The organism is Desulfosporosinus orientis DSM 765, assembly GCF_000235605.1.
Classification (GTDB): Bacteria; Bacillota; Desulfitobacteriia; order Desulfitobacteriales; family Desulfitobacteriaceae; genus Desulfosporosinus; species Desulfosporosinus orientis.
Map to the genome: position 1 here is coordinate 1,776,445 of NC_016584.1, position 12,851 is coordinate 1,789,295.

Below are 12,851 nucleotides of genomic sequence, written 5' to 3' on the forward strand. Positions count from 1 at the left end.
AAGGGGTTCACTAAATGGCTTGGAAGCGCTGGAGTTTCATAATCTTATTTCTGTTGCTTGGCTTACCGGGTTGTGAAAGTAGAGTGATTGACGGACAGCAAGTAAATAGGAAGGAAAAAATCATTATCAGGTTCTCCCATGTGGTCGCTGAAAATACACCCAAAGGACTAGCAGCCATACGTTTTGCCCGTCTCATCTCGGAACGGTCCGGCGGTACCATTGAAATCCAGGTTTTTCCTGACTCTCAGCTATTTAAGGATGGTGAAGAATTCGAAGCTTTAAGTCGGGGAGATGTAGAAATGATTGCACCAGCCACATCAAAAATATCCCAATTGTTACCTGAATGGCAAATCTGGGACTTACCCTACCTGTTTAGCAATTTGGAAAGTGTTCATCAAGTCATGGATGGACCGGTGGGACGATCCTTACTGAAACAGTTAGAGGAAAAGAATATGGTGGGGCTGGCCATGTGGGATAACGGTTTTAAAAATTTGACAAACAACATTCATCCAATTCTAAGCCCTGTTGATTTTAACGGATTAAGTTTTCGAGTTATGTCCCCGGGTATATTGGAGGATCAGTTTACCTATTTTGGGGCGGATACGGTACTTCTCCCCTTTAATGATGTCTATAAGGCTTTGCAGGATGGAACAGTCCAAGGACAGGAAAATACAATTTCCAATATTTATACCAAAAGATTTTCTCAAGTACAAAAGTATTTAACCTTAAGCCAGCATGGATTTTTGGGCTATGCAGTGGTTATGAATAAAACTTTTTGGGATCAATTGCCTGGCTCGGCTCGTGAGCTAATCGAAAAAACCATGGCGGAAGTAACACTTTGGGAGAGAGAAACTGCTGAGAGGTTAAACGAAGTGCAATTGGAAGAGATTGAAAAAAACAATCTCGTGACAATACACACATTAACAAATCAGGAAAAGACACAGTGGAAAAAAGACTTCTCTTCGGTTTATGACAAATTTGAAGAGAATAATGATTCTAAGCTTCTAGAGGAAGCGCAGAAATGGAGTGAGCCTAAGGAAAACAATTAAGTTAATTATGATTTGGAGGTGAGGCTAGGTCAATACTTAAGAGAGGTTAGGTCAAGTGAAAAAAATGTGAGGGGGAGAAAAATGTTTAAGAAAAAACCGTTGGCAGTCGCTTTAAGTTCGGTACTTGTTTTAGCATTAGCTTTGGTTGGCTGTGGAACAAAAACTGCTTCAACAAGCGAAGAAAAGGAAGTCAAGCCGATTATTATTAAGTTCTCACATGTTGTAACACCGGATACTCCCAAGGGAAAGGCTGCCCTAAAGTTTAAGGAATTAGCAGAGCAGAAAACGAATGGAAGAGTGAAAGTGGAGGTATATCCTTCGTCACAGCTTTATGGAGATAAAGAAGAGTTAGAGGCTTGTCAATCAGGAAATGTGCAAATTATTGCCCCATCTGTAACAAAGCTAGTTGGCTTAAACCCTAAATTCCAGTACACGGACTTGCCCTTCTTGTTTCCCAATAATGAGGCTGTCTATAAATTCTTCGCTTCAGATGCAATGAAGGGGTTAATGAATTCGTTAGATAAGTATAATCTCCAAGGCTTAGCCGTCTGGCCCAATGGATTTAAGCAGTTTACAAATAATAAGCGGCCGTTAATAACTCCGGACGACTTTAAAGGATTAAAATTCAGAACTCAGGCCGGTAAAGTATTAGAAGCACAGTTCAAGGCTCTGGGGGCAGGCTCCGCAACCATTCCATTTGGCGAGACTTACGCAGCATTACAGCAAGGTACGGTAGACGGGCAAGAGAATACCTTTAATAATATTGATACTCAAAAATATCAAGAGATTCAAAAGTATCTCACAGTCTCCAATCATGGCCGAATTGATTACATGATTATTGTTAATAAGAGCTTTTGGTCAGGTTTAGAACCTGATATTCGCAAAGCATTAGATGAGTCAATGGCTGAAGCAACGAAATTTGCTGTGGAACAGGCTGACATACTTGATCAAAAGAGTAAGGAAAACTTAAAGAATGGCGGGAAATTGCAATTCACTGAACTTACTCCAGACCAGCTTGCAGCCTTCCAAAAAGCTATGCAACCTGTCTATGATGAATTTGAAAGCGTCATTAGTAAAGAGTTAATTGATGCTGCAATTAAAGCTGGACAAAACTAATAAACTCTCCTCTTAGTAAGAGAGAGCAAAAAAGGGTTCTTCTAGTAAGAACCCTTTTTCAACAAAAATATAAACTACCTATTAATTAGAAATGGGGTGAAACAAGATGAAAAAGTTTTGGCAAGCCTTTGAATTCATTGAAGACATCGTTTCGGGGGGACTTCTGTCCTTAGGAGTTGCCATGATCTTTTATGGTGTCATTATGCGCTATGTGTTTAATGATGCACGTTCCTGGGTTGATGAAATATCCCAATATACTATTATCTGGGGTACGTTGATTGGCACCAGTGTTGCTCTGCGTAATGATCATCATATTAAGGTAGATATGCTATTTAATGTCTTGCCGAAAAAATTTCAGCGCTATGTAACATTGTTTGCCCACACCGTTGGGATTGTTTTTAGCTTTTTTTTGGGGTTTTATGGTTTTGAATTGGTTTCTTTTACTCATAATACAGGGCAGGTATCTACAGACGTTGGAGTTCCTCTCTATATAGTGTATAGTATTCTTCCGCTGACTGGGATCCTCTTAACCTTCAGATTTATGATTAAATTCTATGAAGCGGCAAGGAAGGCCGGCAAAGTTGGTAACGTTTCAGAAAGGAGATAATTGAGATGTTAGTAGCATTGTTATTTTTACTTTTCGTTATATTCTTTTTGCTGAACGTTCCTATTGCTATTAGTCTGGCAATGTCTACCATTGCCCTCATTGTAACTACCGAGACTTTCAACTTAATGATGATACCTCAGCGAATGTTTGCAGGACTTAATTCCGCAACGTTAATGGCCATACCGGGTTACGTTTTAGCAGGAGTTCTGATGTCCCGGGGAGGAGTATCAAAATATTTAATTGAGAGCTTAAGGTCTTGGATCGGACATTTACCTGGCGGGCTCTCCGTGGTAACCATTTTAGCCTGCATGATTTTTGCGGCCATATCCGGATCAAGTCCGGCAACCGCAGCAGCCATCGGGGCAATTATGCTTCCGGCAATGGTAGAGGGGGGGTATCCCAAACGCTATGCAATGGGCCTTATAGCCGCAGCCGGTACTCTAGGAATTTTAATACCCCCAAGTATTCCTTTGATTGTATATGGTGTAACAGCCGATGAATCCATCGGTAAGTTATTTATGGCTGGAATGATACCAGGCGTAATTATGGGGAGTATTCTGGTAGCATCGGCAATTCTCTATGCAAAGAAAAATGATTATGGGCATGGCAGGAAGTATTCTTGGTCTGAACGCTGGAAAGTGTCTCTAAAAGCCACACCTGCCGCCTTGTTGCCGGTGGTTATTTTAGGAAGCATCTACTCGGGAGTATGTACACCGACAGAAGCAGCAGTAATTGCCGTGTTTTACACCTTAATTGTTTCCATCTTTATCTACCGGGAGCTGCACTTAAGAGACATTCGAGGTATTCTGCGAGAAACAATTAATACTTCTTCCATGATCTTCTTGATCATTGCCGCCGCCATGGTTTTTGCACTCTATCTAACTAATAATCAAATACCCAATAAAGTTGCTGATTGGATTAGCAATGCAAATCTAAATATATTCTTATTTTTTATGGTTACCCAATTATTATTCTTCGTCATGGGTACATTTTTAGAAGCTGTTTCGGTTATCTTAATCACGTTGCCTATCCTGTTGCCAATCATCAAGCAGCTTGGCATAGATCCCATTCATTTTGCCATCGTTATGACGGTGAATATGGAATTAGCGATGATTACTCCGCCTGTTGGCTTAAATTTATTTGTCGTCAGTTCAATGTCGAAAGAACCTCTGGGAGAAGTCGTGAAAGGTGTACTTCCTTTTATTGTGCTGATGCTGGCGGCCATGGTTTCTTTTGTTATCTTTCCGGAAATCTCCACGTATATCCCGCGTGTGTTAATGGATTAACAATCGGGTGGAAAGCCTTTTTCCGAATAGGTCCGTGGCCTATTAAGAAAAAGGCTTTTTGTTTCTATTACATAGAGTTACATAATTTTGGACATTCTTTTTGTAATCATATTGTATTATTGCAAAACAAATGAATATTGCCGATATTTACAAAAATTATATCCCTAATAACTAATTGAATAACAAAACTAATTGAATTGTGTTAAAATACGTTAATAGAATATCACTGTACAAGCAGTGTTATCTTTATCTTTATATTTGAGAGAAAGAAGATAGAAAGGAAGTATTAAATCACAATGTATGCTACTCTCGCATTAATTATTTTTTGTTTGACCTATGCATTAATAATTTCGGAAAAAGTTCATCGAACGGTTGTGGCCCTGCTCGGAGGAATGATCTTAGTCGCAGCGGGAGTCTTAGCTCAGGAAAAAGCCATTGAACATATTGACTGGAATACCTTAGGTTTGTTAGTTGGCATGATGATTGTTGTAGGAATTACCAGAAGGACTGGAGTTTTTCAGTATCTAGGCTTATTGGCTGTTCGGTTTGCAAAAGGAGAACCTATTCGGATACTGATTGCCTTGGCTACCGTAACAGCATTACTTTCGGCTCTTTTAGACAATGTTACCACTGTGTTATTGATTGTACCCATTACCTTCACTATCTGCGACAAACTTAACCTAAACCCTATGCCGTTTCTTGTGAGTCAAATCTTTGCCAGCAATATTGGCGGTACATCCACTCTAATTGGAGACCCGCCGAATATTATGATTGGCAGTCAAACTCATTTAGGATTTGTTGATTTTGCAGTTAATCTGGTTCCCGTAGTCTTTGTAATTTTTATTGCAACCATGGCTGTATTCTATATTCTCTACAAGCGAAAACTTCATGTAAGTGATGAGCTGAAAAAGAATCTGATTGAGCTGGATCCAGTTGAACAGATCAAAGATTACGGATTATTGAAGAAAAGTCTATTCGTACTTGCATTAATATTAGTAGGTTTTATTTTGCATCAATCATTGCATATGGAATCTGCAACTGTTGCCTTAACCGGTGCAGCACTTTTGATGTTTATCACAAAAGAAGAACCGGAAGAGATTTTGTTGGCTGTAGAATGGCCTACGATTTTCTTTTTTATCGGTCTTTTTATTCTTGTCGGGGGACTTGTTGAAACCGGCTGGATTAATAAACTAGCTCAGTGGGCCTTTGATGCAACCGCAGGGAACTTTAATCTCACGGCAATGCTGATTCTTTGGCTGTCAGCCTTTGCGTCGGCTTTTGTCGATAATATCCCTTTTACAGCTACTATGATTCCTTTAATTCATCAAATGGGGAATTTAGGGGGAATATCCCAAACTGGATTAGAGCCTCTTTGGTGGGCCTTATCTTTAGGAGCTTGCTTAGGCGGCAACGGAACTCTCATTGGTGCATCAGCTAATGTTATTGTGGCAGGCTTAGCTGAAAAAAATGGTGTACAAATGCGATTCATGCAATTTATGAAATTGGCATTACCTTTGATGATTCTTTCAATTGTTATATCCTCACTGTATCTCATTATTTTCTACTTATAACAGCTGATAGCTTATTGACAAAAGCCCTGGTTAATTTAAAACCGGGGCTTTTGTTATACAGTCAATCGTCGGTATAATCGAATAATTCCAAAAATTAAAAAATAATAGCAGGATTTTAAATCTTTAAAAGCGAATATTTTAATAAAGCTATGGCGTGTAAAAATTATTATGCTCAATTAGAAGGCGTAAAGGGGGATCTGAATGGCTCGAAAAGTTAAAGTAGGCATTGTTGGTATGGGCCAAGGAGGTACATCCATCTATAAAACATTACGAAGTATTGAACATATAGAAATCGCTGTAGTATGTGATTGCCGTGAAAATGCTCAAGGGCTGAAACTTGCACGGCAGGATGGAGTGCAGATATGCCAGTCCCTGCAAGAGTTTCTTAATATACCTGAGATTGATGTAATAATTGAAGCTGCGGGAGTTAACTCCGTTCAAGAATTTATTGTGCAGCATAAACATAAACATAGTACAGTCATAGAAGCCCTAGGGGCAAACTTAATGATGTCCATTATTGAAGAGAAGGAGAAACTGGCAGAGATCAAACGAGTCAAAGGAGAACTGGTTGCAATCCTCAACTCAGTTCAAGAAGCCATCGAAGTGGCAGGTATTGATGGCAGAATAAACTATGTTAATCCATCCTTTAGCCGGGTGACATCAATTCCGGCGGCTCAAAGAATTGGCCAAAATATTTTTGAAGTTTCTCCTAATGGTGCTCTGGCACGTTCTCTTCGTACTCATGAAGCTGTATTTGCTCATCGTGCGGTTGTGGGAGGAGCGGAGGTAGAGGTTGTCGCTAATGCTTCTCCCATTGTTGTCGATGGAAAGATGGAAGGTGCTGTTGTTGTCTTCCAGCCTTTGACAGATATCTATAAACTGATGGAACAGCTGCAAGCCTCTAATCGAGTCATTAGCGATTTACAAACCCGTATCAATCAAATTTCTACAAGCTCATACACATTTGATGATATTATTGGCAGTCATCCCGGATTTGAGAGTGCCATAGAGTTAGCTCGAAAGGTTGCTAAAAGCAATTCTACGATTCTCATTACCGGAGAATCCGGTACGGGAAAAGAGTTGTTCGCTCATGCCATTCATGGCGCGAGTTTACGGTTCGATAAGCCTTTTATTAAAGTAAATTGTGCGGCTATTCCAGAAACCTTACTTGAGAGTGAGTTCTTTGGGCATGAAAAGGGTGCCTTTACCGGTGCTGTGAAAACAAAACTTGGAAAAATGGAATTAGCTAATGGCGGGACTATTTTTTTAGATGAAATTGGGGATATGAACCTGCATTTACAGGCTAAGTTTTTAAGAGTTTTACAAGAAATGGAATTCGAACGAGTGGGGGGATCAGACACAATTAAAGTCGATGTTCGTATAATCGCGGCTACTAATCGCAATCTACTGGAAATGGCTAAGCAAGGATACTTTAGAGAAGATCTCTATTACCGGCTTAATGTGGTAGAATTGCGCCTACCTCCCCTACGAGATCATAAAGGAGATATCCCGGCTTATGTACAATCCCTTATCGCTAAGTTTAACAGGAAATTTGGCAAGCGTGTAAAAGGCCTGACAAATCGAGGGGAAGAAGTTTTGATGCAGTATGATTGGCCAGGTAATATTCGCGAACTCCAAAATGTTGTTGAACGGGCGATGGTAACAGTTGATGAAGAAATAATTACCCACAAACAATTTAATAGCCTTATTGAATCTCCTTCATCAATTTCTCAGGAACCGGCCATTGAGGGGATCGTGCCTATTGAAACAATGGAAAAACATTTGATCCATCGAGCTATTGAACACTATGGCAGATCAGTCGAAGGGAAAAAACTGGCGGCTAAGGCCTTGAAGATTTCACTGGCAACACTATATAACAAACTGAAGATCATGTCTTAGACTTGTGTTTATAGATTTTAGAAAAAAGCCTTATATATTCTAGAAATTAAAAACATTTTCTATCCATTAGCCTATATAATATTCATGCCGCTATGGATTTTTTAATGGCTAAGTTTATGTCCGGACTAATTATTGTTTTAAAAACTGCGAAAAATGGGAGCTAAAAATTTTTAATTTTAAAAATCAGAAAAATTAATAAATTCAATCTTATTTGGCATAGTGTTTGCAATATTTTGTAATTAAGCTTTTGGCTAATACATAGCGGAAGGAGATTAATTTCATAAGAGAGGATTGAGAGGATGGAGACAACAACGCAAAACAACTATCATTTTCTAATTCGCAGATTTCATTCACTATTAGGGTTGGTACCTATCGGCGTATTTCTTACCTTTCATATGGTTCTAAATTTGACTGCTCATGGAGGAGCAACCCAGTATGATCTTGTTATCAGAACTATGCAAAGCTTTCCGGGAATTTTTATTGTAGAACTTGTGGTGATCTTTATTCCTATTGCTTTACATGCAGCATATGGAACATGGGTGGTTTACACTGGTCAGACAAATATCTTGAAATATCAATACGCCCGAAACTGGTTTTATTTTATTCAGCGTCTATCGGGACTATATACGGTATTATTTGTCATTATCCATGTTTATCTGCTGCGCTTTAGTGAGGCGAATTTTGCTGCCTTAGCGGGTTTTTTGAGTAATCCTTTGGGATTGGCTTTCTATGTCCTGGGAGTATTGTCAGCGATTTTTCATTTTACAAATGGTTTGTGGGCTTTTGCAATTACTTGGGGAATAACCATTGGTCCACATTCCCAGAAGGTTTGGTTATATACTTTAGGTTTAATTTTTATAGTGTTATCGGTTGTAGGAATCTCGGATATCGCTGCCTTTTTAAGCTATTGAGACCGAGAGATTTATTTCGAGGTTTAGATATTTGCTGCTGAGAAGGCAGCAAATGACTGAGGCAAATGGAGGGTCAAGGAATGAGTAAAGTCATTGTAGTCGGCGGCGGTCTGGCAGGATTAATGGCAACGATTAAAATGGCCGAAGCGGGGACGCATGTCGACTTGTTTTCGTTAGTACCTGTCAAACGCTCACATTCCGTTTGTGCCCAAGGAGGGATAAACGGTGCGGTCAATACCAAAGGTGAAGGAGATTCTACCTGGAATCATTTTGATGATACGATTTACGGAGGGGACTTCCTGGCTAACCAACCTCCCGTAAAAGCTATGTGTGATGAAGCACCCGGAATTATTCACTTGATGGACAGAATGGGAGTTATGTTTAGCCGTACTTCGGAGGGACTCCTTGATTTCCGTCGTTTTGGAGGGACAAAGTTTTGTCGCACTGCCTTTGCCGGAGCGACGACGGGCCAACAACTTCTCTATGCTCTTGATGAGCAGGTTCGACGTTATGAGGCTGAAGGCATGGTGCAAAAGTATGAGCATTGGGAATTGCTCTCAGCTGTACTTGATGAGGGAGTTTGCAGAGGAATTGTTGCCCAGAACCTTCGTGATATGAGTATTAAAGCCTTTCCTGCTGACGCCGTCATTGTTGCCACAGGAGGACCAGGGGCGGTCTTTGGCAAGAGCACAAATTCTACAATTTGTACTGGCAGCGCCGTATCGGCTTTATATCAACAAGGTGTCAAATATGCAAACGGTGAGTTTATTCAAATTCATCCAACGGCTATCCCGGGGGATGATAAACTTAGATTAATGTCCGAATCTGCTCGTGGAGAAGGTGGAAGGGTTTGGACCTATAAGGACGGAAAACCCTGGTACTTTCTTGAAGAAATGTATCCGGCCTATGGAAACCTGGTGCCAAGGGATATTGCTACACGAGCTATTTATGAAGTAGTCTTCGATAAAGGGCTGGGGATTAACGGAGAAAATATGGTCTACCTGGATCTGTCACATCTTGACCCCAACGTATTACAGATAAAATTAGGCGGTATCTTGGAAATATATGAAAAGTTTGTCGGGGATGATCCTAAAAAAGTACCTATGAGAATTTTCCCGGCAGTACATTACTCCATGGGCGGACTATGGGTTGATTATGATCAAATGACCAATATCACGGGGCTATTTGCCGCAGGAGAATGTGAATATCAATATCATGGAGCAAACCGTTTAGGGGCGAATTCATTGCTGTCGGCAATTTACGGTGGTATAGTAGCTGGGCCGAAGGCCATGGAGTACATTAAGAATAATAAAGTCCAAACTCCCACAGGCAATGAACCGGCTTTTCAGCAAGAACGAAAGCGTCAAAAGGATTTATGGGCTCAAATCTTAGCTATGAGGGGTTCGGAGAATCCTTATCAACTGCACAAAGAATTGGGAGAAATCATGACTCAGAATGTGACTGTCGTGCGTTACAACGATAAACTGGCGGAAACGGATTTGATACTTCAAGAAATTATGAAGCGTTGGCAAAATATTGGGCGAAGGGACAACATTGAATGGGGGACACAAGAAGGGATGCTTATTCGGCAACTATGGAATATGCTCGAGTTAGCGCGAGTTATTACCCTAGGAGCATTGAATCGTAATGAGAGCAGGGGGGCTCACTATAAGCCGGAATATCCGGAAAGAGATGACCAGAACTGGTTAAGGACAACAATTGCTGCTTGGACACCCAGCGGACCGGAATTTAGCTATGAACCGGTTGATGTGTCTTTAATTCCCCTTCGCGCCCGCCGTTATGACATCGATAAATAGGAGGTGTAATAGAATGGCTGAGCAAAAAACCATACGCTTGAAAATTCGGCGGCAAGATGGTCCGGATAACCCCATGCGCTGGGAGGAATTCACAATACCCTATCGGGAAAAATTGAATGTGATCTCTTGTTTAATGGAGATTCAGAAAAACCCTATAACCGCAGAGGGGAAGCAAACCACTCCTGTCGTATGGGAATGTAACTGTTTGGAAGAAGTTTGCGGGGCGTGTACGATGAACATTAACGGGCAGGCAAAACAAGCATGTTCAGCTCTAATCGACCAACTGGACCAGCCTATTATACTCGAACCTCTGATGAAATTTCCAATTGTTCGAGATTTAATGGTTGATCGGCAAATCATGTTTGACCATTTGAAAACAGTTCGTGCTTGGATTCCCATCGATGGGACCTATAATTTAGGATCTGGTCCGAGAATGCCTGAGGTAAAACGGCAATGGGCTTATGAGCTGTCAAAATGCATGACCTGTGGGTGCTGTATGGAAGCTTGCCCTCAAGTTAATATACGGTCAAAATTTATTGGCCCATCGGCTATTTCTCAAGTTCGCCTATTTAATGCTCATCCAACAGGGGAAATGAACAAACATGAACGATTGGCGCCTTTACTTAATGAAGGCGGGATTGCTGACTGTGGCAATGCTCAAAACTGTGTAAGAGCTTGCCCGAAAGAGATACCTTTGACAACCAGCTTGGCAGACATAAATCGTGAAACCAATAAATTTGCCCTTAATCGCTGGCTAAGAAAATAATAAATTTTAAAAATTTTGAATTTTATTTTTCACTGTGCATATTATAGTATAAAGTAGCTAAATTTGTTGAATTATATTCCAAAAGAAACTAGTAAAAAGGAGATTCGAGTCTATGAAAACTGAACGAGCAGAAACCTCGGCAACTCAGAACGAAATGGCTTCAATTGAATTTTGGTCTAAAGTTCTAGTGGGTGACGTAGAGCAAAGTACCGCTGGATGTTCTCCCAGTGTATTCGGCCCATGCTGCAGTAATGGGTGCCAATATTGCCGGCCAAACTGTCATGAAAAGTTTGATAGCTCGAACTACTTTTGATTGATAGGATAACTTCTCGTCACATACTTGTTTAATACTTTATGAAGCAAAGTAAATATTCTTTTCTGGTATTCTTTGCACCATGGAATCCCTTTCGTTATAATAAATGGGAGTCCATGGCGTTTTTTAATATGAAATGAAAATATTCAATTAGGGAAGGTAACAAGAATGATAGAAATCGGGAGATACTACAAACTTAAAATTACCAATTTCACTTCCTTTGGTGCTTATTTAGATACAGGAACCAGTGAGCGAAGAGATAATATTCTGCTTCCAATAAAACAAGTTCCTGAAGGCGCCAAAGAGGGCGACGAGATAGAAGTCTTCATTTATCGAGACTCGGAGGAACGATTAATTGCCACTACTCGAAGGCCATTGGCTCAACTGGGTGATTTAGCTTATTTGCAAGTTAGTGCGAAAACTAAGATAGGAGCTTTTTTGGATTGGGGTTTAGAAAGAGGCTTGTTTTTGCCATTCAGAGAGCAAAAATACACCGTTGAGGTAGGGAAATGTTATCTTGTCAAGGTTTACTTAGATAAGAGTCAGCGATTATGTGCCACCACAGAAATTTATGAGTATCTTACTGCAGATTCTCCTTATAAGAAAAATGACAGAGTTGTTGGCGTAGTTTATGCTATAAGACCCCAAATAGGAGTTTTTGTTGCTGTCGATAATCAATATTATGGTCTTATTCCGCGGAATGAGCATTTTTCAGAATTAAAAGAAGGGGATCAAGTAGAGGCGAGAGTTATAAGAGTACGAGAGGATGGAAAGCTGGATTTATCTACGAGAGAACGGTCCTACATTCAAATGGATTCCGATGCTGTTAAAATTCTCGAAGGGATTAAGAATCACGATGGGTTTTTAGCACTTAACGATAAAAGCAGTCCCATTGAAATTCAAAGCAGACTTAATATGAGTAAAGCAGCATTTAAGAGAGGATTAGGAAAATTACTTAAAGAGAATAAAGTTATTCAGTCTGATGGGGGTCTGAAAGAAAAACTGTAAGTTCACATGAGAGAGGTTGAAGCATGAAAATAATTGTTGATGCCGATGCATGCCCTAAATCCGTTTTGCAGATTTGTATAAGGGTAGCAGAGGATTATGCTGTTCCTGTTTGGACAGTAGCCAGCTTTAACCATCATATTATTTCTGATCATCATATCGTTGTAGGTAACGCTTCCCAAGAAGCTGATATTCGTGTCATGAATCTTTCTCAAGGGGGAGATGTAGCTGTAACCCAAGATTGGGGGCTGGCAGCAATGTTATTGGGAAAAGGTGTAAGGTGTTTAAATCCCCTGGGAAGGGAGTTTGACTCTTCCACAATTGAGTTTTTACTTGAGGAACGGGAAGTAAAAGCCAAGTTTCGCAGAAGTGGCGGAAGAACGAAAGGACCCAAAAAGCGCTTGCCGGAAAATGATCAGAAATTCGAGGCTTGTTTAAGAAAAATATTAGGACAAAATAATTAATATAATTAAATTAATTAATTAATAGACTTTGCACTTTTGGCAAAATT

Annotated in this window: 12 protein-coding genes; all 12 read left to right on the top strand. The window is 40.2% G+C overall.

Features of this window, described 5'->3' with window-relative positions:
* Window positions 1–14 precede the first annotated feature (14 nt).
* The 12 genes from DESOR_RS08235 (at window position 15) to DESOR_RS08285 (ending at window position 12,804) form a co-directional block, all read left to right on the top strand.
* Entirely contained in the window at window positions 15–1,049 is a 1,035-nt protein-coding gene (locus DESOR_RS08235; RefSeq protein WP_014184143.1) for a DctP family TRAP transporter solute-binding subunit, read from the top strand.
* An 81-nt stretch (window positions 1,050–1,130) separates the two neighbouring features.
* Window positions 1,131–2,165: a TRAP transporter substrate-binding protein gene (locus tag DESOR_RS08240; RefSeq protein WP_014184144.1), complete on the top strand. Its 1,035-nt coding sequence runs from the start codon at window positions 1,131–1,133 to the stop codon at window positions 2,163–2,165.
* 106 nt (window positions 2,166–2,271) lie between these two features.
* Entirely contained in the window at window positions 2,272–2,772 is a 501-nt protein-coding gene (locus tag DESOR_RS08245) for a TRAP transporter small permease (protein WP_014184145.1), read from the top strand.
* 5 nt (window positions 2,773–2,777) lie between these two features.
* Entirely contained in the window at window positions 2,778–4,058 is a 1,281-nt protein-coding gene (locus tag DESOR_RS08250) for a TRAP transporter large permease (RefSeq protein WP_014184146.1), read from the top strand.
* A gap of 296 nt (window positions 4,059–4,354) precedes the next feature.
* Window positions 4,355–5,629, top strand: coding sequence for an ArsB/NhaD family transporter (locus DESOR_RS08255; protein WP_014184147.1), 1,275 nt, complete (start codon window positions 4,355–4,357; stop codon window positions 5,627–5,629).
* Window positions 5,630–5,830: 201 nt separating this feature from the next.
* Window positions 5,831–7,528: a sigma 54-interacting transcriptional regulator gene (locus DESOR_RS08260; protein ID WP_014184148.1), complete on the top strand. Its 1,698-nt coding sequence runs from the start codon at window positions 5,831–5,833 to the stop codon at window positions 7,526–7,528.
* 299 nt (window positions 7,529–7,827) lie between these two features.
* Window positions 7,828–8,439 carry a succinate dehydrogenase/fumarate reductase transmembrane subunit gene (locus DESOR_RS08265; RefSeq protein WP_014184149.1) on the top strand — a complete coding sequence of 204 codons (612 nt, stop codon included), beginning with the start codon at window positions 7,828–7,830 and terminating at the stop codon, window positions 8,437–8,439.
* A gap of 80 nt (window positions 8,440–8,519) precedes the next feature.
* Entirely contained in the window at window positions 8,520–10,256 is a 1,737-nt protein-coding gene (gene sdhA, locus DESOR_RS08270) for a succinate dehydrogenase flavoprotein subunit (RefSeq protein WP_014184150.1), read from the top strand.
* A 13-nt stretch (window positions 10,257–10,269) separates the two neighbouring features.
* A complete protein-coding gene (gene sdhB, locus DESOR_RS08275) occupies window positions 10,270–11,022 on the top strand; it encodes a succinate dehydrogenase iron-sulfur subunit (protein ID WP_014184151.1) in 753 nt (250 codons plus the stop codon).
* A 112-nt stretch (window positions 11,023–11,134) separates the two neighbouring features.
* Window positions 11,135–11,335, top strand: a complete 201-nt coding sequence (locus DESOR_RS27840; RefSeq protein WP_014184152.1) for a hypothetical protein — start codon at window positions 11,135–11,137, stop codon at window positions 11,333–11,335.
* Between the two features lie 168 nt (window positions 11,336–11,503).
* Window positions 11,504–12,343: a CvfB family protein gene (locus tag DESOR_RS08280; RefSeq protein ID WP_014184153.1), complete on the top strand. Its 840-nt coding sequence runs from the start codon at window positions 11,504–11,506 to the stop codon at window positions 12,341–12,343.
* Between the two features lie 23 nt (window positions 12,344–12,366).
* The gene (locus tag DESOR_RS08285; RefSeq protein WP_014184154.1) at window positions 12,367–12,804 is read left to right on the top strand and encodes a YaiI/YqxD family protein; all 438 of its coding nucleotides are present in this window, start codon (window positions 12,367–12,369) and stop codon (window positions 12,802–12,804) included.
* Window positions 12,805–12,851 lie beyond the last annotated feature (47 nt).

Bases quoted from the DNA above. Each gene is read 5' to 3' on its own strand.
- DESOR_RS27840 (WP_014184152.1), top strand. From the start codon at position 11,135: ATGAAAACTGAACGAGCAGAAACCTCGGCAACTCAGAACGAAATGGCT.
- DESOR_RS08245 (WP_014184145.1), top strand. From the start codon at position 2,272: ATGAAAAAGTTTTGGCAAGCCTTTGAATTCATTGAAGACATCGTTTCG.
- DESOR_RS08235 (WP_014184143.1), top strand. From the start codon at position 15: ATGGCTTGGAAGCGCTGGAGTTTCATAATCTTATTTCTGTTGCTTGGC.
- DESOR_RS08260 (WP_014184148.1), top strand. From the start codon at position 5,831: ATGGCTCGAAAAGTTAAAGTAGGCATTGTTGGTATGGGCCAAGGAGGT.
- DESOR_RS08240 (WP_014184144.1), top strand. From the start codon at position 1,131: ATGTTTAAGAAAAAACCGTTGGCAGTCGCTTTAAGTTCGGTACTTGTT.
- DESOR_RS08255 (WP_014184147.1), top strand. From the start codon at position 4,355: ATGTATGCTACTCTCGCATTAATTATTTTTTGTTTGACCTATGCATTA.
- DESOR_RS08265 (WP_014184149.1), top strand. From the start codon at position 7,828: ATGGAGACAACAACGCAAAACAACTATCATTTTCTAATTCGCAGATTT.
- DESOR_RS08285 (WP_014184154.1), top strand. From the start codon at position 12,367: ATGAAAATAATTGTTGATGCCGATGCATGCCCTAAATCCGTTTTGCAG.
- sdhB (WP_014184151.1), top strand. From the start codon at position 10,270: ATGGCTGAGCAAAAAACCATACGCTTGAAAATTCGGCGGCAAGATGGT.
- sdhA (WP_014184150.1), top strand. From the start codon at position 8,520: ATGAGTAAAGTCATTGTAGTCGGCGGCGGTCTGGCAGGATTAATGGCA.
- DESOR_RS08280 (WP_014184153.1), top strand. From the start codon at position 11,504: ATGATAGAAATCGGGAGATACTACAAACTTAAAATTACCAATTTCACT.
- DESOR_RS08250 (WP_014184146.1), top strand. From the start codon at position 2,778: ATGTTAGTAGCATTGTTATTTTTACTTTTCGTTATATTCTTTTTGCTG.